This window comes from Rahnella sp. CG8 (assembly GCF_023701875.1).
GTDB classification, from domain to species: domain Bacteria; phylum Pseudomonadota; class Gammaproteobacteria; order Enterobacterales; family Enterobacteriaceae; genus Rahnella; species Rahnella aceris.
The window spans coordinates 288,330-309,115 of the sequence record NZ_JABAED010000002.1; the positions used below are offsets into that span (position 1 = coordinate 288,330).

A 20,786-nucleotide genomic window follows, 5' to 3' on the forward strand; every position below is an offset into this window, starting at 1 on the left:
GGCCGGACTCACCCTCCGGCCTTTTTCATTTCTGTCATTTTCCGGCACATCTCGCGTAACTCATCATTTATTCTTTCACACCCCGCTGAATCTGCTAAAGTTTTAACGATTTTCATGAATGCGAATCCTTCGTAACAAGCATAGGGACAACCAATGAATAAAATTTCGCTTTGCACCACCAGTGCTTTAATCATGCTGGCCCTCAGTGGCTGTGCGCAGCAAAAAACCGATGCCCAGCAGAAGCTGAACGATCAGTCCGTCATGGCACTGAACTGGTTCCAGCAATCCGGTGAATATCAGGCGCTGGCTTATCAGGCATTTAACACGGCCAAAATGGCTTTCGATCAGGCGCAGCCTCTGGCTGGTCAGAAGAAAGCCGTTGTCGTTGACCTCGATGAAACCATGCTCGATAACAGCGCATACAGTGCGTGGCAGGTCAAAGCGAACAAGCCATTCGACAGCAAGACCTGGTCTCAGTGGACAGCAGCCCGCCAGGCAACAGCCGTTCCCGGTGCGGTTGAATTCGCTAATTATGTCAACACTCACGGCGGCACGATGTTCTACGTGTCCAATCGCAAAACCAGCGAATACGCCGCGACACTGGACAATATGAACCGTCTGGGCTTTACCGGCGCCAATGAAAAAACCATGCTGCTGAGTTCTGATACCTCCAACAAGCAGGCACGTTTTGATTCCATCAAAGCCGCGGGTTATCACGTGGTGATTTACATCGGCGACAACCTGAATGACTTTGGTTCTGCCACCTACCATCAGGGCAACGAGCAGCGTCGGGCGTTTGTGAATCAGAACCATCAGCACTTCGGTACACAATATATCGTGCTGCCAAATCCGCTGTACGGTGACTGGGAAAGTGGTCTGGCGAAGGATTACAACAAGCTGACGCCTGAGCAGAAACTGTCAGCGCGGGAGCAGAATTTGAAGGCGTGGAGCGGGAAATAAGCCCGTTGCGGTTTGCTCCTCCCCCTGCGAAGGGGGAGGTTGGGAGGGGGTTTTAGACTGTAAATCAATTGCCTGAGCGGAAACTTCACCCAACGTTTTTGCTTTAATACCCCACCCCAGCCCTCCCCTTCGCAGGGGAGGGAGCGGATCGGTGAACGCCTGAGTAATGTCTGCCTTTTGTCAGGACATCGCGTTAAATCTCCGGATTCCCCACTAACCCATCGATCAATATCTGCGGTGTCCCCTGCGAGCAGCGCTCAATTCTGCCGCGTACACCGTAGACCCGCGCCAGACTGTCGGCAGTGATCACGTCTTCCGGCTCGCCATCGGCAATCAGATTACCGTCTTTAAGCATCAGCACGCGGTCGCCATGACGCAGGGCGATATTGATGTCATGCACCACAACCACTGTCACGATATTGCGTTTCTGCGTTTCCTTGCGCACCAGATCCATGACATGGAACTGGTAGTTGAGATCGAGTGCGCTGAGCGGTTCGTCCAGCAGGAGTAATGACGGCTGGCGGATCAACGATTGCGCCAGGCCAACCAGTTGCTTCTGACCACCGGAAAGCTGATCGAGATAACTCAGCGCCAGATGTTCGATACCCAACTGACGCAAAAGCGCCATCACTGTGTCGGTACCTTCCGCATTCTTGCCTTTACCGCCGCCGGACGCGCGCTGCGCCACGATAATGGATTCCAGCACATGCAGATGTACGCCCGCAGGCAGAGTTTGCGGCAGATACACCACCTGCTCTGCACGTCGTGCAAACGGCATCGGCATTAAATCGTGTCCGTCGAGCATCAGTTGCCCTTCCGCACGGTTAAGCCCGGCGAGAGAACGCAGCAGCGTCGACTTACCGCTGCCATTTGGCCCGAGCAGAACGGTAATTTTCCCGCGTGGCAACATCGGTACATTCAGATTGCGGATCACGCGGCGCTTCGGATATCCGGCGTTGAAATCGCGGATTTGCAGGCCCTGCGTAGCAGCATTCAGTAAATCTTCAGGACGCGTTTCTAACATCGCAGACATCAGATGTTCCCCCGGTGGCGCAGAATAATACTCAGGAAGAACGGCACGCCAACCAGAGACGTCACGATACCGACAGGAATAATGACGCCCGGCACCAGATTTTTAGAGGCTACCGACGCCATCGACAACACCAGCGCGCCAATCAGCGCACTGGCGGGCAGATAAAAACGGTGATCTTCACCAAACATCAGGCGGGCAATATGCGGCGCCACCAGCCCGATAAAACCGATCGGCCCGACGAAAGCCACCGCCAGTGCGGAAAGAATACTGATGCGCAGTAACGTACCGAGGCGCAGGCGACGCACGTCGATACCAAAACTGACGGCACGATCTTCACCCAGACGCAGCGCGGTGAGTTTCCACGCGCTCATCATCGACCACGGCAATAAAATCAGGAATGCCAGCACCATCACGCCGAGTTTCACCCACGACGCCCTCGCCAGGCTGCCCATCGTCCAGAAAACCAGCCCCTGTAAGGTGTCTTCGGTGGCGATAAACTGCATCAGCGAAACCAGTGCGTTGAAGGTAAAGACCAGCGCGATACCAAACAGCACCACACCGGAGCTGGCAACGCGCGTCCAGCGGGTGATACCGTCGAGCATCAGTGCGGCAAATAAGGCAAAAATGAAGGCGTTGGCGGAGATAAACCATTGATCCGGCACACCCGGAATACCAATGCCAAGCACAATCGCCAGCGCCGCACCAAACGCCGCAGCAGAAGACACGCCCAGCGTAAACGGACTGGCCAGCGGGTTATTGAGGATGGTCTGCATTTCAGCACCGGCAAGGCCCAGTGACATACCAACTGCCACCGCCATCAGCGCGTAAGGCAGACGAATATCCCAGACAATCACCCGCGTGCCCGGATCCGCCGCTGCGGCGTCAAACAGCGTTTTCCACAATGTGCCGAGCGATAACCCCGAAGGCCCCATAATGAAATCAATCACCAGTGAAACGACAATCGCCAGTACCAGGATCAGCATAACTAACAGACGGCGGCGCACGATATTCTGGTATCGCCCCATAACGCTGTCTTCGGCGTTGACGTTCACCCTCAGGGTGGGTTCGGTAGTTGCACTCATTTTCGCTTCAATCTCATTAAGTTAAAACTTACGGCGGGAGAACATGTTCTGGGGTTCCCGTAGGAAGGAAATAAATGATAATAATTATCAATGTGTTTTGCAAAACCTATCAGACATTCAAAGTAAACAAGGGCGTAACAAAGCATGACGTAATGGGTCTCCTGGCGTGAATCGCAGGCATGAAAAAGCGGAGCCTGAGCTCCGCTTTTCAATGCCATGGAAATCGGGGTCTGTTACTTATCGACGTGATCCGGGAATTCCATTTCGCTGTATTTCACCACTTTAGTGCCTTTGCTCAGCTTGTAGCCGAACCAGATGATCAGGAACAGTGGCAAGCCAATGTAAGTCGCCGCTACGCCACCCCAGTCAATGGTGTCTTTCAGGAATGCCTGATAGTTCTGGCCCAGCGTAATGATCAGACACAACACAAAGGCGAAAACCGGGCCGAACGGGAAGAAACCTGACAGATAAGGCAGTCTCTTCAGATCACGGCCCTGTAAGACATAACCGCGACGGAAGCGGTAATGGCTGACCGCAATCCCCAGCCAGGCGATGAAACCGGTCATGCCCGACGTGTTCAGCAGCCACAGGTAAACGGTCTGATTACCAAACATTGAGCTCAGGAAACACAACGCCGCCACGATAGTGGTGGCATACAGCGCGTTACGCGGCACACCCCCTTTCGACAGCTTAGCGAATATGCGCGGCGCTTTGCCTTCGCTCGCCAGGGTAAACAGCATGCGGGTTGAGGCGTACATTCCGGAGTTACCGGCTGACAGTACCGCCGTCAGGATCACAGCATTCATTACCGCCGCCGCTGATAACAGACCCGCATTACGGAATACCAGCGTGAACGGACTTACCGAGATATCGCCGACTTCATTACGCAGCAGGTTCGGATCGGTATAAGGAATGATCAGGCTGATCACCAGAATCGCCAGAATATAGAACAGCAGAATACGCCAGAAAACCTGACGCACCGCGCGCGGAATATTCTTGCCCGGATTCTCAGATTCGCCCGCCGCCACCCCGATCAGTTCAGTGCCCTGGAAGGAGAAACCGACAATCATCGCCACGCCTATCATCGAGGCAAATCCGCCTGCAAACGGCGCATCACCGATGGCCCAGTTATGCCAGCCCGCCGTTTCAGCACCGCGCATAATGCCGGTGATCATCAGGACGCCAACGGCGATAAAGATGATGACGGTAACCACTTTGATCAGCGAGAACCAGTATTCCGCCTCGCCAAAACCGCGCACGGAAATGTAGTTGAGCAGGAAAATCAGACCAAGGAACAAGGCGCTCCAGATCCAGCCCGGTGTGTCCGGGAACCAGTAATTCATCACCAGTTGTGAGGCCACCAGGTCAACCGCGATGGTGACTGCCCAGTTGTACCAGTAGTTCCAGCCCAGTGCGAAACCGAAGCCTTCTTCAACATAACGGGAGCCGTAAGTGGAGAATGAACCGGAAACCGGCATGAACGCCGCCAGCTCACCGAGGCTGGTCATCAGGAAGTAAACCATGATGCCGATTAATGCGTAGGAAAGCAGTGCCCCACCCGGGCCTGCCTGGGAAACTGTCGCACCTGATGCAACGAATAACCCCGTACCAATTGAACCGCCTATGGCGATCATCGTTAAGTGACGTGCCTTCAGCTCGCGACGCAGTGTGGGAGCCACCTGCGTATTTTTTGTAGGTTGTTGAGCCATTTTTTCCCTATATCCGCTCGTCATGTGCAAATTTAAGCGCGGATTGTAGCAAAACCTGCCGCTCTGAATAGCAGGAACGACCTGTTATAAGACACCTTCATAACTGGCCGCAGATCATTAGTGAAAGACCGTTATTGGGCTTCGCGACAATAGGTTAGAAAACGTGATAATGCGCCGGAGATATGTTTTTGCCGGTGATGAATCAGGTAAAGCTTACGCACCAGCGGCGCGACGGGCAGCCGGATTTCCACCAGCGAACCGCTGCTCAGCTGCTCAGAAATCACCCGCCGCGAGAGGCAACTGATCCCGATGCCATGCCTTACAGCGTGCTTAATGGCCTCGGAATTCCCCAGTTCCATCACCAGGTTAAAATCCGGCAACTGAGGCAACAGCAGATGATCTAACACCTCACGGGTACCGGAACCGCGCTCGCGCAGGATCCAGGGTTCACGCGCCAGCGATTCCAGCGAAACGACCCGCCCTGCCAGCGGATTTTCCGGCGCGACAAACACCACCAGTTCATCATCCAGCCAGGGCTGAGTGATCAGTTCCGGCATCTGACACGGGCCTTCGATCAGACCGAGATCGACACGAAAATCCGCCACCGCGTTAATAACATCATTGGTATTACCGACATTCAGCTCCAGCGGCGTATTGGGGAAATCCAGGCGGTAATCCGCGATCATCGCCGGCAGCATATAGTTGCCGATGGTGCTGCTCGCGCCGATGCGCAGCGAACCGTTATCGTGATTGAACAGTCGCTCGATTTCGCCCGCCTGTTCGAGCAACGCCAGCGCTTTCGGATACAGTAAACGCCCATGCTCATTAATTACCAGCCGCTTCCCGACACGGTCAAATAACTGCACGCCAAGCTGCCCTTCGATATCGGCCAGCGCCGCACTGACCGCCGATTGTGATAATGAAAGCACAACCGACGCCTGCGTGGTCGAACCGCTTTTCAGCACCTCGGCGAAAACTTCAAGTTGTCGCAATGTTATGTGCATAAATGTCCCGCTATTCTCACGCGCCTGACAGCACGCTGTGCTTTAAGTATAGACCCTTGCCTTGCAGGCCTCTTTTGAATGAAGGTTTTATACCAGTTTTACAGCTAGGTTATAAAGTAATAATCTATTTCATTTTTATATAAGCGCGGCGTAGCCTTGTTTCATCACTCCTGAACGAGGAACGGACAATGAGTACACTTGCGCTTAAAAATGAAAATAAAAAGACGGCGGATAAACACCCTTTACCCCATTTGTCGGGCTTTGGCCGCGTGTTACCCGGGCTGGCGCTGACCGGTGTGATCACTGCACTCGCGCTCTGGCTGAGCGATATTCCTGCACTGAGTCATCTCGGCCTGAGCGCGCTGACGCTGGCGATTGTCATCGGCATGGTGGTCGGCAATACGGTATATCCGGCGGCAAAACCCTGGTGCGAAGACGGCGTGACGCTGGCGAAACAACGTCTGTTGCGTCTGGGGATTATCCTTTACGGCTTGCGGCTGACCTTCGCACAAATCGCCGATGTCGGCGCGACCGGTATTGTGATCGACGCGCTGATGTTGTGCTCCACTTTCGCCCTCGCCTGCTGGCTTGGACAGCGGGTGTTTAAACTGGATCGCGATACCGCGATGCTGATTGGCGCAGGCAGCAGCATCTGTGGCGCAGCGGCGGTGATGGCGACGGAACCGGTGCTGAATGCCAAAGCAGAGAAAGTGACGGTTGCAGTCGCCACTGTCGTTATCTTCGGGACAGCCGCCATCTTTCTGTATCCGTGGTTATGGCATCTGAATGCGCAGTATCACTGGCTGAGTTTTACCGCTGCTCAGTTCGGCATTTACACCGGTTCGACGGTGCACGAAGTGGCGCAGGTCGTGGCGGCCGGTCAGGGTGTCAGCCCGGATGCGGAAAACGCGGCAGTGATCGCCAAGATGATCCGCGTCATGATGCTGGCACCATTCCTGCTGCTGCTCTCTGGCTGGAAGTCACGTAAAGAGGTACAACAAGGTGGCCAGAATGCGGGCATGCGCAATATAACTATCCCATGGTTTGCCCTGCTGTTTATTCTGGTGGCAGCATTCAACTCGCTGAATATTTTGCCACACAGCTGGATCCCGGCGCTGATTACGCTCGATACCGTGCTGCTGGCGATGGCGATGGCGGCGCTCGGGCTGACCACCCACATGAGCGCACTGCGTCAGGCGGGGCTTAAACCGATGCTGCTGGCGGCGTTGCTGTTTATCTGGCTGATTGTCGGCGGTGCCGGTATCAACCAAGTGGTTCAGCATCTTTTTGGCTGATATTGCTGCTTTTAACACTTCAGTGCTGCGCCTCCTGCCCGGAGGCGCTATCATTTGTCCATAAACGCGATGAATAACTGAGGAGCAAAAATGAAGTTTGTGGGAGCACACGTGAGTGCGGCCGGGGGTGTCGATCAGGCGGTTCTGAGGGCACACGAGCTGGAAGCCACGGCTTTTGCGCTTTTCACAAAGAATCAGCGTCAGTGGAAAGCCGCACCGTTGCCGGAAGACGTCATCGAAAAATTCAAAGTGGCCTGTGAAAAATACGGTTACCAAAGCAATCAGATTTTGCCGCACGACAGCTACCTGATTAACCTCGGGCACCCGGTGACTGAGGCGCTGGAGAAATCCCGCGAGGCGTTTCTCGATGAGCTGCAACGTTGTGAACAGCTGGGCCTGTCGCTGCTGAATTTCCATCCGGGCAGCCACCTGATGCAAATCGAAGAAGATAAATGCCTGGCGCTGATTTCTGAATCCCTGAACATTGCGCTGGATAAAACCAAAGGCGTGACTGCGGTTATCGAAAACACCGCCGGTCAGGGCAGCAATCTTGGCTTCCGCTTCGAGCATCTGGCCAAAATTATTGAAGGCGTGGAAGACAAAAGCCGCGTTGGCGTCTGTATCGATACCTGCCATGCCTTTGCGGCAGGTTACGACCTGCGCACGGCAGAAGAATGCGAGAAAACCTTTAAGCACTTTGAAGAGGTGGTTGGTTTTCAATATCTGCGAGGGATGCACCTCAACGACGCGAAAAGCGAGTTCAACAGCCGCGTTGACCGCCACCACAGCCTTGGCGAAGGCAATATCGGCAATACCGTATTCAGCTGGATTATGAAAGATGCACGTTTCGACGGCATCCCGATGATCCTCGAAACTGTCAATCCGGATATCTGGAAAGATGAAATCGCCTGGCTGAAAGCGCAGCAGACTGCCGAGAATGACGAAGCCGCGGCGTAGTTTTTACCGTAAATTCCGGTCGGCGCCCTCCCCTGCGAAGGGAAGGCGCAATAAAAAAGGCGCGACATTCACATGTCGCGCCTTTTTGTTTTTTAACGATTTACTGTTATGCAGCAGCTTTCGCGGCTACCGCAGCATCTGAACGTTTCAGAATCGCGTATGCGCCACCCGCCAGAACCGTACCGGCGATAATCGCCACCAGATAACCGAGAACCGGCGTGATTGCACCTGGGATCAGCAGTACGAACAGACCGCCGTGTGGTGCCATCAGTTGTGCGTGGAATGCCATCGACAGCGCACCGGTCAGTGCACCACCTGCGATACAGCATGGCAGAACACGCATCGGGTCACGGGCCGCAAACGGAATCGCACCTTCAGAGATAAAGCACAAGCCCAATACCAGCGCCGCTTTACCGCCTTCACGTTCGCTTTGCTCGAACTTATGACGCGCCAGCAATGTCGCCAGCCCCATCGCCAGAGGTGGCACCATACCGGCAGCCATGATGGCGGCCATTGGTGCGTAGACGGAAGAACTCAGCAGTGCCACACCGAACGCGTAAGCAGCTTTGTTCACCGGGCCACCCATGTCGGTACACATCATCGCACCGAGAATTGCGCCGAGCAGTACCGCATTGGCTGTACCCAAAGATTGCAGCCAGGCAGTCAGACCCGCCATGATTTTAGCAACCGGCGTACCGACCACGTAAATCATCACCAGACCGGTAATCAGACTCGCCACCAGCGGAATAATCAGGATAGGTTTCAGCGCTTCCATACTTTGCGGTAATTTCAGCTTGCCGCTGATGGCTTTCGCCACATAACCCGCCAGGAAACCTGCGATGATACCACCGAGGAAACCAGCACCGGTGCTGACAGCCAGCATGCCGCCGATAAGACCCGGCGTCAGGCCCGGACGGTCAGCGATAGAGAAGGCAATGAAACCGGCCAGAACCGGCACCATCAGCGCGAAGGCTGAAGCGCCACCGATTTGCATCAATGCCGCCGCCAGCGTGCCTTTCACTTCAAAGGCTTTGATACCGAAGACAAATGACAGTGCGATACACAGACCACCCGCAACCACCATTGGCAGCATGTAAGACACGCCGGTCAGCAGGTGACGGTATGGGCCTGCGCCGCCCGCTTCTTTCTTCCTGGTACCCGTCGCTGCGCCCTGAGATTTCGGCTCAAACACTTCAGCTTCAACCAGCGCTTTGTCCAGTTCCTGTTTGGTCTTTTTCAGTGCCAGACCGGTAGACGTGCGGTACATCGGCTTACCGGCAAACTTCGCCAGATCCACTTCGATGTCAGCCGCGACAATCACCAGATCGGCCGCTGCAACTTCTTCCGGTGTAATAGCATTGCCTGCACCTACAGAACCGCGGGTTTCAACTTTTACCCACCAGCCACGTTTTTTGGCTTCAGTTTCAATCGCTTCTGCAGCCATAAAGGTGTGTGCAACACCGGTCGGGCAGGCAGTGATGGCGACGATACGTTTCGGGCCGCTGGCTGCCGGAGCGGCAACGGCTGCCGCAACAGGTGCGACATAAGGTTTAGCTTCAGCCACAGCGCGTTGCAGGAAAGCCTCCGGATCACGGACTGCATCAGCCACATTACCGGTATAAATATTTTTGCCAGCCAGCGCAGGTTCGTTTGGCACGGTTTCACCGGCCACAATCACTACATCAGCGTCAGCGGCCTGTTCGGTCAACGAGTGGCCTGCTTTCGCCGCAGCAGCAGCGAGCAAATTTTTTGCCAGTTGGCTGCGAGCCTGTCCCAGCGAACTGTCTATCATCAGCAGCATTTTCATTCTGACTCCTGCGGATTAAAAGGGTTTCAGATCAACACGGGCCATCATCGCCGCGAGTTGCGGACGATCGGTGACACCGACATTACTCTGGCTGACAGCCAGGGCAGCAACAGCAGTGGCCAGTCGTAGCGTATGTTCACTGGATTCACGCATCAGCAAACCGTAGATCAGACCACCGACCATGGAATCACCAGCACCCACGGTGCTGACGACTTCACAGGCTGGCGGTTTAGCGATCCACGCACCGGAGGCGTTAACCCACAATGCACCTTCAGCACCCAGAGAAATCACCACATGGGCGATCCCCTGATCACGCAGGGCATGCGCGGCTTCTACCACGTCGCTCAGTTCCGGCAATTTACGGCCAGCCCAGATTTCCAGTTCACGGCGGTTAGGTTTCACCAGCCAGGGCGCGGCTTTCAGACCGGCAACCAGCGCTTCACGGCTGCTGTCGAAGATGATGCACGGGCACTGTGCGCGCAGACGTTTCATCCAGTCGGTGAAAGCGTCAGGATCAACACCCGCTGGCAGACTGCCGCTGACGGCAACCATGTCGAACTGGCCCAGCCATGACAGGGAATCCGTTACGAAACGTTCCCAGTCAGCAGGCGTGACGTTGAAGCCGGAGAAATTGAAATCGCTGACTTCACCATCTTTTTCAGTCAGTTTGACATTGATACGGGTGCGGCCATTAACCACCTGGAAGCGGTTCGCAATACCCAGATCGCTGAATAACAGCTGGAAGCCATCCTGATTTTCTTTACCGAGGAAACCGCCAACGGTGACGTCGATGCCGAGATCTTTCAGCACTTTGGCAACGTTAATCCCTTTACCTGCCGCGTGCAGGCCGGTGGTTTGTACCAGGTTGACTTCACCCCGTTCGATTTCGGGGCAGTATCCGACCAGATCATAGGCCGGGTTTAAGGTAATTGTGGCGACCCGACGGCTCATGCGCCCTCCCCAAGACCTTCAGCAATCGCTTCACCGATGGTTTTTAATGCCAGCTCTGCATCCTCACCACTCGCGGTAAAACGCAGGTGGTGACCTTTTTTCACGCCCAGCGCCACGACTTTCATCAGGCTGCGGCCGTTGGCAGGTTTACCACTGCCATCAAGATTCGTTACCGTGATTTCGCTGCTGAACTGCTTAATAACGTTCACCAGTGCGGTACCCGGACGGGCGTGCAAGCCGTGTTCGTTACGGATAACGTATTCAGCGGTCAGCACGTTGGCTTGTTCTTCGACTTCGCTGGTCAGCAATGCCAGCACACCGACGGAATCTGCCGTCAGCAAGCGTTCAGCTTTGTTGGCAATCAGCAAATCACTGAGGTAGTTCAGCACATCGAGCGGCTGATCGTCAGCAACAGAAATCGTCAGCAGCATGGAGACTTTTTCGCCATCCAGATCAAATGCCTGCTGTGCACGGCTTACCGTTGCAGCACTTTTCAGGTTGCCTTCGGTGCTGTCGCTCAGCCAGATGCCCTGCCCGAGGTTCAGCGGTTTACGGCTGATCACATCGCTGACAAAAGCGGTATCGACAGCGCCAATCTCTTTCAGGCGGCCAGCGTTCAGCGCCTGTAACGTGATCAGGTTTTCTGCGGCCACATCGACTGCGATCAACTGGCTATCAAACAGGAATTCAGCCGCATTTTTTTCGCCCATCAGCAGGCTGCGTAATTCTTCAGCGGAATCTGTTTTTGCCAGGCGATCAGCCACGCTGTCGTCACTTAAGACGTGCGTCAGCTGACGCAGCAAACCGAGGTGTTCATCAGAACGAGCTGCGATGCCGATCACGACATATGCCGTCTGGCCTTCGCCCCAGGTAATCCCTTGCGGAAACTGGAAAACCTGCACACCGGTATCAAGCACCAGATCACGGGTATCTGTGGTGCCATGCGGGATTGCGATGCCGTTGCCAAGGTAAGTAGAGGTTTGCAACTCACGCGCCAGCATGCCGTCTACATAACCTGCGCTGACGCGACCGGCCTGAGTCAGTGCTGCTGCAACCTGGCGAATAGCGTCCTGCTTATCGCTGGCAGCCGCACCGAGATGAATATCTTGCTGTGACAGTTGGAACATAATTCTCCTCTCCTGCTGAAATTGAATCGTTTCAGCTTTACTGAGAAAAAAGGAGCGCCATCAGATTTCAGAAGAAAAACCGACAACGCTGAAACGTTTCAAGAAGTCTCAATCCGGCCTGTATTTAAATCAAGCTTTCCCTGATTTTGCGTAACGATTTTTTGATGTTACGCACAGTTTCCTTTCTGAGAGCTTTCCGAAACGGATAACTTAACGCAAATGCTGAAGTCAGGCTGACGAAAAATGCTGACGCAAGCTGCCCCCTTCTCTGCGGACAATATTGCGGTGAAGAAGCGACGCCTCACCCGGTCATTTTTGACACAAAGTGCGGTTTTATTATTCAGTATGGCAAATTCACTGTGGTTTACATTTTTGATGATCAAAACCTGTTTTTGTTTTTTTTAAACTGTCGTAACATTCGCGCAAATTTCGTCCCCTCCTCTACTTCTGGTTCACTTAGCTAATGCGAATTTCTACAACGTCAGCCCGCCGTTTACCCGACATGACGTCAACTGCTTTTCTGATCATCGCCTTCCTTACCGGCATTGCAGGCGCGTTACAGACCCCGACGCTCAGCCTGTTCCTCACTTCTCAGGTTCACGTCAGCCCGTTTATGGTGGGTATCTTCTTTACCGGCAGTGCCGTGATTGGCATCTTCGTCAGCCAGTTGCTGGCGACCTGGTCTGATCAACGCGGTGACCGCAAAACGCTGATTTTGTATTGCTGCATTCTGGGTGCGCTGGCTTGTGTGCTTTTCGCCTTTAACCGTAATTACTTTATCCTGCTGTTCATCGGCGTTTTGCTGTCGAGCTTTGGTTCCACAGCTAACCCGCAGATGTTCGCGTTAGCACGGGAGCATTCCGAAAAAACTGGTCGCGAAGCCGTAATGTTCAGCTCCATTTTGCGCGCACAGGTTTCGCTGGCATGGGTCGTCGGACCGCCGCTGGCCTTTGCCCTGTCGATGGGCTTTGGTTTTACCTTTATGTACTGCGCTGCCACGCTGGCTTTCTTGCTGTGCGGCGTGATGGTGTGGATGTTCCTGCCTTCGATGCCCAAGGCGCACATCAAGACCACCGCCACGCTGGAAGCACCACGCCGTAACCGCCGTGATACGCTGATGCTGTTCATCGCCTGTTCACTGATGTGGGCAGCAAACAGCATTTATCTGATCAATATGCCGCTGTATGTGGTGCGTGAACTGGGTCTGCCGGAAAAACTGGCGGGGGTACTGATGGGCAGTGCAGCCTGTCTGGAAATTCCGACCATGCTGATCGCCGGATATCTGGCTAAACAGTTGGGGAAACGCTTCCTGATGCGTTTCGCTGTGCTGGCGGGGGTGATTTTCTACGGCGGCATTCTGTTTACTACCGGTGCGGCAATGCTGATTGCTTTACAGTTGCTGAACGCAATTTTCATCGGCATTCTGGCCGGGATCGGCATGCTGTATTTCCAGGATCTGATGCCAGGTCAGGCGGGCGCGGCCACCACGTTATTTACCAATTCAACGCGGGCGGGCTGGATCCTGGCCGGTTCGCTGGCCGGGGTGATCGCCCAGTTCTGGACATACCATGCGGTATTTTATGCCGCACTGGCGATGGTGATTGGTTCGGTGTTATGTATCTGGAATGTGAAAAACGTCGATAAACCGGCGGAAGACGTGCCTGCGGCGGTGATTTAAGGCGCGGTATCTGCCTCAAGCTGAATCAGATAAGTCAGCGCCTGGTCGCGATGTGTAAAGCACATTTCGCGGCTGGCCTGCAGGCTGGCGCAAACTTTCGGACGCAGTGGTGAGGTGAAAATCTTACACAGAAAGTTATCAGCCAGCTGAACACAGCGCGTATTGGCAGGCTTTCCGTCTGGCATTCCCGGGATCGGGCTGGAAATTGAAGGCGCTATGCAACAGGCTCCGCAATCAGTACGACAGTCCATCAACAGCCTCCTCAGGCCTCATTTTGAGCCGCGACAATAGCAGGCAGCGTAATGCGCCACCAGCGAAATATTTACGACTCTTTAACACGATAACCCGAACATTTTTCATACCGGCAGGCGAAGCGCAAAATATGCGTCATAAAGCGGATTTTCGCGACTCTTTTTACGCTATCTGCTTGCCTGAAATCAGCGGCGCGGGTAACGTGTCGCAAATTATTTATCTCTCTCCTGACAGGTTATTTATATGGCACGTGCTAACGAAATTAAACGCGGCTTCGTTGTGAACTACGACGGCAAATTGCTGCTGGTAAAAGATATTGATGTTCAGAGCCCGAGCGCCCGTGGTGCCAGCACCTTGTACAAAATGCGTTTCGCTGACGTTCGTACTGGTGGCAAAGTGGAAGAGCGCTTCAAAGGCGACGATATCCTGGATACCGTTACCCTGACCCGTCGTAAAGTGAACTTCTCTTACGTTGATGGTGACGAATACATCTTTATGGATGACGAAGACTTCACGCCCTACACCTTTAATAAGGCGCAGATTGAAGACGAACTGCTGTTCATCCCTGAAGAAGGTTTGCAGGGCATGCAGGTTCTGACGCTGGACAGCCAGCTGCTGGCGCTTGAAATGCCGCAGACGGTGGATCTGGAAATCGTGGAAACGGCACCGGGCATCAAAGGCGCTTCCGCCAGTTCCCGCACCAAACCTGCGGTCATGAGCACCGGTCTGAACATTCAGGTTCCTGAATACCTGAGTTCTGGCGACAAAATCCGTATTCATATCGCAGAACGTCGTTATATGGGGCGCGCGGATTAATCAGCGCCCCGCTCTCTGCTGAAAGGAACGCTGCGGCGTTCCTTTTTTATTGTCTGCATTTTGCGATTAATCCTTCAGACAGTGGATCTGCATCACAAAATGAGTGGCTATCTGGACTTACCAATTCCCCTTTCTATCATATGACTTTACACTCTAAGCCCTGATTTCGGCTTAAATCGTCGCTTTATCCAGCATAAAATTCAACTGACGGGTAAATAGCCCCAATTTGGCCTGACCAATTATTTATTTCTGACTTGCCTGGAGTATTGCATGAAAACTATTGCCACAGCGTCCCTGCCTGCAGCAGTGTCATTGCCTGCTTATGATCGCGATGTGTTAAAAAGCCGTATTGTTCATCTCGGATTTGGTGCCTTCCATCGCGCTCACCAGGCGCTACTGACCAACCGCGTGCTGAACCTCCAGGGGGGCGACTGGGGCATTTGCGAAATTAGCCTGTTCGGCAATGAAACGCTGATCCAGAGTTTGCGTCAGCAAAATCATCTGTTTACCGTGCTGGAAAAAGGCGCGGACGGCAATCAGGCGATTATCATCGGCTCTGCACATGAATCTGTGCACGGCGGGATTGACGGGCTGGAAGCAGTACTTGAAAAACTCACTGAGCCACAGATCGCGATTGTTTCCCTGACCATCACTGAAAAAGGTTATTGCATTGAGCCGGGCACCGGCGAACTGGATCTGCAAAATCCAAAAATTCAGCAGGATCTGGCGGGCGGTCAGGCGCCGGGTACCGCTCCGGGCGTTTTAGTCGAAGCCCTGCGTTTACGTCATGAGCGCGGCTTACCAGGCTTCACCGTTTTATGCTGCGATAACATTCCTGAAAACGGTCTGGTGGTAAAAAACGCCGTACTGGGCATGGCGAAAGCACGTTCCGCAGAACTGGCTGAATGGATCGCCGGAAACGTCTCTTTCCCAAGCACCATGGTTGACCGTATTGTTCCTGCCGCGACGGAAAATACGCTGGAAGAAATCACCGAAGCCCTCGGAGGTGTGACCGATCCTTGCGGTATCGCCTGTGAACCCTTCATTCAGTGGGTCGTGGAAGACCATTTCGTGGCGGGCCGTCCGGACTGGGAAAAAGCTGGCGCACAGATGGTTGCCGACGTTTTGCCTTTCGAACAGATGAAGCTGCGCATGCTGAACGGCAGCCACTCTTTCCTCGCCTATCTCGGCTATCTGGCCGGTTATCAGCACATCAACGATTGTATGGAAGATGCCAACTATAAGGCCGCTGCCCATCATCTGATGCTGCATGAACAAGCTCCGACGCTGAGCGTCGAGGGTGTTGATCTCGGTGCGTATGCTGACAGCCTGATTGCACGTTACAGCAACCCGGCGCTGAAACACCGAACCTGGCAAATCGCGATGGACGGCACCCAGAAACTGCCACAGCGTATGCTCGATTCCATCCGCTGGCATGTTAAAAATGGTGGTTCCTATGAATTACTGGCGCTGGGCGTGGCAGGCTGGATGCGTTATGTCGGTGGTACTGATGATGCCGGGCAGTCCATTGAGATTAAAGATCCGATGGCTGAAACCGTCGCTAAAATTGTGGCATCAACCGAAGATGGCGAACCGCGGGTGAAAGCCCTGCTGGCCCTGACGGGCGTATTCGGTGAGCAATTGCCTCATGAAGAGAAAGTCGTAGCGGCCATACTGAGCGCGTATGCCGATCTGCAAAGAATTGGCGCGAAGAAAACCGTGGCAAAATACGTAGGTTAAGCCCGGCAACTGAAGCTAAGAACGGCTGCTGCGGCAGCCGTTCTTATTTGTGCGGCGGTATCAGTCGTTCAGTTCTGAGGGGACTGAGGAAAAAAGGAATCCGTCAAAAGACGGATCATCAGCATCCGAAACCTGTAACAGCATATCTTTGACATTTTCCAGATGCTGCCACATCGCCTGCTTGGCGGCTTTCGGATCCCTGCGAAGTACTGCCTGCAAGATTGTCTGATGGTCCTGCAACCAAATCTGACTGTAGTTTTTATCGCCGACATGCTGATGGATCCCCTGCCACATTGAGCTGCGCTGGCGGATCAGCCACAGATCATCCACCAGTTTAACCAGCACACTGTTCTGGGAAGCCTGCGCCAGCAAGGCATGAAACCGCTGATCTTCAGCATCATCGGAGACGCCACGTGCAATGCATTCTCGCTGTGCATCAATGGCATCGCGCATTTGCAGAATATCCGTCTTAGTGGCCTGCATCGCCGCAAAAGCCGCGACTTCGCTTTCCAGCAATTGCCGCGCCTGTAATAACTCGAACGGGCCATATCCGCTGTCAGCGCTTTCCGGCTGGCTATCTTCCGGTTGATGCAATACATAGACGCCGGAACCTTTACGCACTTCGACCACTTTTTCCAGCTCCAGCATGATCAGCGCTTCACGCACTACACTTCGGCTGACGGAATAAGATTCCGCAATGTCACGCTCCGGAGGGAGGCGATCGCCAGGGGCATATTTTCCGGCATGGATATCGCGACGTAAATGACCGCCTATCTCCTGATAAAGTCGCATGTTTTTGCCCCTTTCACTGACACAAGCTCAATTGGTCTGACATCTGATTAATCGTTCTGATGCCTGAAATAAGAGAGAAAATTATAACATGTCAGCAAAAAGGGAAAGGACAGGAATAGAAAACTGACGGCCCGATCAAGATTGGGCCAGCCAGTTCATAAAGTTGTCCGGCCACATAACGATACATTGCATTACCGCGCTCAATGACCGGAGCGAAACATATTAACGATACTAACTATTTACGGCTGCTTAGTTATAACTCACCGTCATCACCGCAAGGCGAGGATCATTATTAATATGCCGCGTGGTGACCTGCCCGAGAGACAAAGGCAAGGCGAAAGAAGAAGGATTTTGCGCATTCAGCGTATGAACTTGCCTCACCTGTTTTCCGCCACGATCACAGTCGCTGATCACCGCATTACGTGCGGCACTGACGTGACATCCTCCGTCAACAATTGACCCGGTAATATGAATAATTCCGCCTGTTGCAGCGGCACTGGCAAACTGAATCGTCCCTGAGGCCATGACTCCCAAAAACAGTACACAGGTAATTCTGTTCATGGTGACACCTCATCATAACTATTAATTTTAAAGTTCCCGTAACCACAATTTAACATTAATACATCTAATTGAATTTACACGTCTGGAGGCAAAATAAATCTTGCTTGCCTGCCGGCAAAAATAAGCAATCCATGTCTTACATCGGCGCAACGCTGGATTTTCTTAAGGAGTCGCTGCACATTGGCGGGGAATTTTTCAAAAAGGATGTGCAACCATGACCAAAACCAACCTGATCACCGGCTTTCTGGGAAGCGGAAAAACCACCACGCTGCGCCACCTTCTGGCTCAGAAGCCTGAAGGTGAAAAGTGGGCCGTGCTGGTGAATGAATTCGGCGAAGTCGGCATTGATGGTGCATTACTGGCTGACAGTGGGGCGGTTTTGAAGGAAATCCCCGGTGGTTGCATGTGCTGTGTGAACGGATTGCCAATGCAGGTCGGTCTGAATATGTTATTGCAGCAGGCTAAACCTGACCGCTTGCTGATAGAACCCACCGGGCTGGGGCATCCGAAACAGATTCTTTCTTTACTGACGTCTGACGTTTACAGCAACTGGCTGACACTCAATGCCACGCTTTGCCTGCTGGATCCGCGTCAGTTAAGCGATCAGCGGGTGACTGATAATGAAAACTTTCGCGATCAGTTAGCCGCAGCAGACATTATCGTGGCAAATAAGTCTGATGTGACGCAGGCGCAGGACACGCAGAAGCTGGACGAATGGTATCAGCAGAATGGTCACGAGCGACTTCTGGTGACGGCTTCGCAAGGTGAGATCGACCTGACATTACTTGATTTTCCGCGCCAGAATCTGGTTGAGTTACCGCAAGGTAAACATCATCACGCTCACGCCGCTAAACAAGGACTGGCTGCACTGAGCCTGCCGGGAAAACAGCGCTGGCGTCGCGCACTGAATCAGGCAGACGGTTATACCAGTTGCGGGTGGATATTTGATGGCGAAACGCAGTTTGAGACCGCAGGCATTCTCGACTGGGCGCGCGCGGTGCAGGTTGATCGCGTCAAAGGGGTTATACGCATTAAAGAAGGCACATTACTGATTAACCGTCAGGGCAATGACTTACACATTGAAACAAAAGCGGTGGCGCCGTTAGACAGCAGAATTGAGCTTATTACGCAAAATGAAGTGCAGTGGAATGCAATACAATCCTCCTTGTTGAAGATTCGTTTAAGTTGATCAGATTAAGTTAACGCTAACTAAGTTATTCCTTACTTTGCTAAGAATAGGTCTTCCTTTATGTGGCGCCGCAATATTCCCGCAATCCTGATACTCAATGTATTGGGTGTTGCCTTATTTTTATCTTTCTATTTGCCAGCAAACCATGGTTTCTGGTTCCCGATTGATAAATCGATTTTCTTCTTTTTTAATCAACATCTGGCCACTGATGCGTGGTTCCTGCACCTGGTCGCCGTGACCAATAATCGTGCCTTTGATCTGATTTCATTGCTGGCGATGGGAATCCTGTATCTGAGCTATTTCCTGAAGCAGGATAGCGACGGGCGTCGCCGGTACATCATTATTGGTGTCGTGATGTTGCTGACTGCCGTTGTGCTCAACCAGCTCGGACATTTATTGCCTGTCAGCCATAAAAGCCCGTCACTCAGCTTCCCGGGCGTAAACCGCGTGAGCGAACTGACCGGCATTCCCACCAAAGATGCTTCCAGCGACAGCTTCCCCGGCGACCATGGCATGATGCTAATTATTTTTTCATGCTTTATGCTGCGCTACCTGAGTAAGTCAGCATTCGCTGTCGCCTTGATCATCACCCTCATCTTCTCACTCCCACGCGTGATGATTGGTGCACACTGGTTTACTGATATCGCGGTCGGCTCAATGTCCGTCGTGCTGGTCGGTGCCAGCTGGTGGCTGATGACACCAGCCAGCGATACGCTGATTAACTGGCTTGATCAAAAATTACCCGGTAAAAAAAATCCTAAGACACACGCATAATTTTGGATGCATACATAATATTTATGGCCCGGCAGATCTTTATGATTTGCCGGGCCTTTTTAAAGGATGTTTCTCAACGCCTCTGCGCTGTATTATGTCCCCTGAACGCGCTATTGATGCGGTTTTAACCCAAATTCGCGTAAAGATCACACAGCATTTTTAACATGTTTACTTACATCACCTTACATCACAATTTCTTATAAAAAATCTCATAATACCTCTCGCAATCACCTGTTCATTACGGTAATCTCCAATTCGCCTGTATAGAATTGTGTTAAAAACACCCCGGTTCAGGAAAAAAACGTGCTCCGACGCACATTTCCTCCCCCTGGTATTTGTCCCACAGATATATGGCAGGTAATCTCGCTTCGTTTGGCAATTTTAATAACGATTTCATCGTTAAGGACAGCAAGGGATAACAACAATAATGGTCAAGTCTCAACCGTTTCTGAGATATATCACGCGGATAATTCCCGCGATTGGTGCAGCAATTATTCTTTCTGCATGTAGTGGTACACATTCTTCGAACACAGAAAACGCGCAAACTGATATGCGTGCAGTAAATGGCAATGATGGCCTTCTACTGCAAGCCTCTCAGGATGAATTCGAAGCAATGGTTCGCAACGTCAACGTTAAATCCAAAATTATGGATCAGTACGCTGGCTGGAAAGGCGTTCGTTATCGGTTGGGCGGTGACAGCAAGCGTGGTATCGATTGCTCAGCGTTCGTTCAGGTAACATTCCGCGAACAATTTGGTATGGATTTACCTCGTTCAACCTATGAACAGGAAGAGAAAGGCAAGAAAATCCAGCGCACGAAACTGCGTCCGGGTGATCTGGTTCTGTTCCGTGCGGGTTCAACAGGCCGTCACGTCGGCATTTATTTAGGTAACGATCAGTTTGTACATGCATCCACCAGCAACGGTGTGATGATTTCAAATCTGAAAGAGTCCTACTGGAATGCACGTTATCGTGAAGCAAGACGAGTTTTAGCTAACGGCTGATCCCGTTACCTTATGATTTAGTTCTTGTTGTCCTATGCCAAGCGAATAAAAAAACG

19 protein-coding genes are annotated in these 20,786 nt (G+C 52.8%); 9 read left to right on the forward strand and 10 right to left on the reverse strand.

The features are described 5' to 3' along the window. The first annotated feature begins 153 nt into the window (after window positions 1–153). Window positions 154–960 carry a 5'-nucleotidase, lipoprotein e(P4) family gene (locus tag HGO41_RS03225; RefSeq protein WP_013574671.1) on the forward strand — a complete coding sequence of 269 codons (807 nt, stop codon included), beginning with the start codon at window positions 154–156 and terminating at the stop codon, window positions 958–960. Window positions 961–1,153: 193 nt separating this feature from the next. Here HGO41_RS03225 and HGO41_RS03230 read toward each other — a convergent pair whose 3' ends face one another. From HGO41_RS03230 to yieE, 4 genes are all read right to left on the reverse strand, one after another. Then, the gene (locus HGO41_RS03230) at window positions 1,154–1,993 is read right to left on the reverse strand and encodes an ABC transporter ATP-binding protein (RefSeq protein ID WP_013574670.1); all 840 of its coding nucleotides are present in this window, start codon (window positions 1,991–1,993) and stop codon (window positions 1,154–1,156) included. Beyond that, window positions 1,993–3,075, reverse strand: coding sequence for a FecCD family ABC transporter permease (locus HGO41_RS03235; RefSeq protein ID WP_013574669.1), 1,083 nt, complete (start codon window positions 3,073–3,075; stop codon window positions 1,993–1,995). The genes HGO41_RS03230 and HGO41_RS03235 overlap by 1 nt, the downstream gene beginning before the upstream one ends. A 233-nt stretch (window positions 3,076–3,308) precedes the next feature. Further along, entirely contained in the window at window positions 3,309–4,784 is a 1,476-nt protein-coding gene (locus HGO41_RS03240; protein ID WP_013574668.1) for an amino acid permease, read from the reverse strand. A 131-nt stretch (window positions 4,785–4,915) separates the two neighbouring features. Next, a complete protein-coding gene (yieE, locus tag HGO41_RS03245; RefSeq protein ID WP_013574667.1) occupies window positions 4,916–5,788 on the reverse strand; it encodes a DNA-binding transcriptional regulator YeiE in 873 nt (290 codons plus the stop codon). Window positions 5,789–5,976: 188 nt separating this feature from the next. Between yieE and HGO41_RS03250 the strand changes: the two genes are divergently transcribed. Then, the gene (locus tag HGO41_RS03250; protein WP_166860034.1) at window positions 5,977–7,083 is read left to right on the forward strand and encodes a YeiH family protein; all 1,107 of its coding nucleotides are present in this window, start codon (window positions 5,977–5,979) and stop codon (window positions 7,081–7,083) included. Window positions 7,084–7,173: 90 nt separating this feature from the next. Continuing rightward, window positions 7,174–8,040 carry a deoxyribonuclease IV gene (gene nfo / locus HGO41_RS03255; protein WP_013574665.1) on the forward strand — a complete coding sequence of 289 codons (867 nt, stop codon included), beginning with the start codon at window positions 7,174–7,176 and terminating at the stop codon, window positions 8,038–8,040. Window positions 8,041–8,146: 106 nt separating this feature from the next. Here nfo and fruA read toward each other — a convergent pair whose 3' ends face one another. Genes fruA through fruB form a run of 3 tightly spaced genes read right to left on the reverse strand, consistent with a single transcriptional unit; the run spans window position 8,147 to window position 11,925 of the window. Next, window positions 8,147–9,847: a PTS fructose transporter subunit IIBC gene (gene fruA, locus HGO41_RS03260; protein ID WP_013574664.1), complete on the reverse strand. Its 1,701-nt coding sequence runs from the start codon at window positions 9,845–9,847 to the stop codon at window positions 8,147–8,149. A gap of 15 nt (window positions 9,848–9,862) precedes the next feature. Then, window positions 9,863–10,798, reverse strand: a complete 936-nt coding sequence (gene fruK / locus HGO41_RS03265) for a 1-phosphofructokinase (protein WP_013574663.1) — start codon at window positions 10,796–10,798, stop codon at window positions 9,863–9,865. After that, window positions 10,795–11,925, reverse strand: a complete 1,131-nt coding sequence (gene fruB / locus HGO41_RS03270) for a fused PTS fructose transporter subunit IIA/HPr protein (RefSeq protein WP_037036140.1) — start codon at window positions 11,923–11,925, stop codon at window positions 10,795–10,797. Before fruB ends, fruK begins: the two co-directional genes overlap by 4 nt. Window positions 11,926–12,388: 463 nt before the next feature. Between fruB and HGO41_RS03275 the strand changes: the two genes are divergently transcribed. After that, on the forward strand, window positions 12,389–13,603 hold the full coding sequence (locus HGO41_RS03275; RefSeq protein ID WP_112151183.1) for a sugar efflux transporter: 1,215 nt from the start codon (window positions 12,389–12,391) through the stop codon (window positions 13,601–13,603). On the opposite strand, the gene HGO41_RS03280 is transcribed toward HGO41_RS03275, so the two are convergent. Next, on the reverse strand, window positions 13,600–13,854 hold the full coding sequence (locus tag HGO41_RS03280; RefSeq protein ID WP_013574660.1) for a YkgJ family cysteine cluster protein: 255 nt from the start codon (window positions 13,852–13,854) through the stop codon (window positions 13,600–13,602). The genes HGO41_RS03275 and HGO41_RS03280 overlap by 4 nt on opposite strands. Window positions 13,855–14,098: 244 nt before the next feature. On the opposite strand from HGO41_RS03280, the gene yeiP reads away from it, so the two are divergent. Next, window positions 14,099–14,671 carry an elongation factor P-like protein YeiP gene (gene yeiP / locus HGO41_RS03285; RefSeq protein ID WP_015696520.1) on the forward strand — a complete coding sequence of 191 codons (573 nt, stop codon included), beginning with the start codon at window positions 14,099–14,101 and terminating at the stop codon, window positions 14,669–14,671. 270 nt (window positions 14,672–14,941) lie between these two features. Further along, a complete protein-coding gene (locus HGO41_RS03290; protein WP_013574657.1) occupies window positions 14,942–16,411 on the forward strand; it encodes a mannitol dehydrogenase family protein in 1,470 nt (489 codons plus the stop codon). Window positions 16,412–16,471: 60 nt separating this feature from the next. On the opposite strand, the gene HGO41_RS03295 is transcribed toward HGO41_RS03290, so the two are convergent. Beyond that, the gene (locus tag HGO41_RS03295; protein ID WP_013574656.1) at window positions 16,472–17,203 is read right to left on the reverse strand and encodes an FCD domain-containing protein; all 732 of its coding nucleotides are present in this window, start codon (window positions 17,201–17,203) and stop codon (window positions 16,472–16,474) included. A gap of 249 nt (window positions 17,204–17,452) precedes the next feature. Beyond that, complete coding sequence (locus HGO41_RS03300) at window positions 17,453–17,764, reverse strand: YmdA family protein (RefSeq protein WP_013574655.1); 312 nt, start codon at window positions 17,762–17,764, stop codon at window positions 17,453–17,455. A 214-nt stretch (window positions 17,765–17,978) separates the two neighbouring features. Here HGO41_RS03300 and HGO41_RS03305 point away from each other — a divergent pair, with 214 nt between their 5' ends. The 3 genes from HGO41_RS03305 (at window position 17,979) to mepS (ending at window position 20,730) form a co-directional block, all read left to right on the forward strand. Then, window positions 17,979–18,953 carry a CobW family GTP-binding protein gene (locus HGO41_RS03305; protein ID WP_153374963.1) on the forward strand — a complete coding sequence of 325 codons (975 nt, stop codon included), beginning with the start codon at window positions 17,979–17,981 and terminating at the stop codon, window positions 18,951–18,953. 60 nt (window positions 18,954–19,013) lie between these two features. Next, window positions 19,014–19,727: a phosphatase PAP2 family protein gene (locus HGO41_RS03310; protein ID WP_013574653.1), complete on the forward strand. Its 714-nt coding sequence runs from the start codon at window positions 19,014–19,016 to the stop codon at window positions 19,725–19,727. A 427-nt stretch (window positions 19,728–20,154) separates the two neighbouring features. Then, window positions 20,155–20,730: a bifunctional murein DD-endopeptidase/murein LD-carboxypeptidase gene (mepS, locus tag HGO41_RS03315; RefSeq protein WP_013574652.1), complete on the forward strand. Its 576-nt coding sequence runs from the start codon at window positions 20,155–20,157 to the stop codon at window positions 20,728–20,730. The last annotated feature ends 56 nt before the right edge of the window (window positions 20,731–20,786 follow it).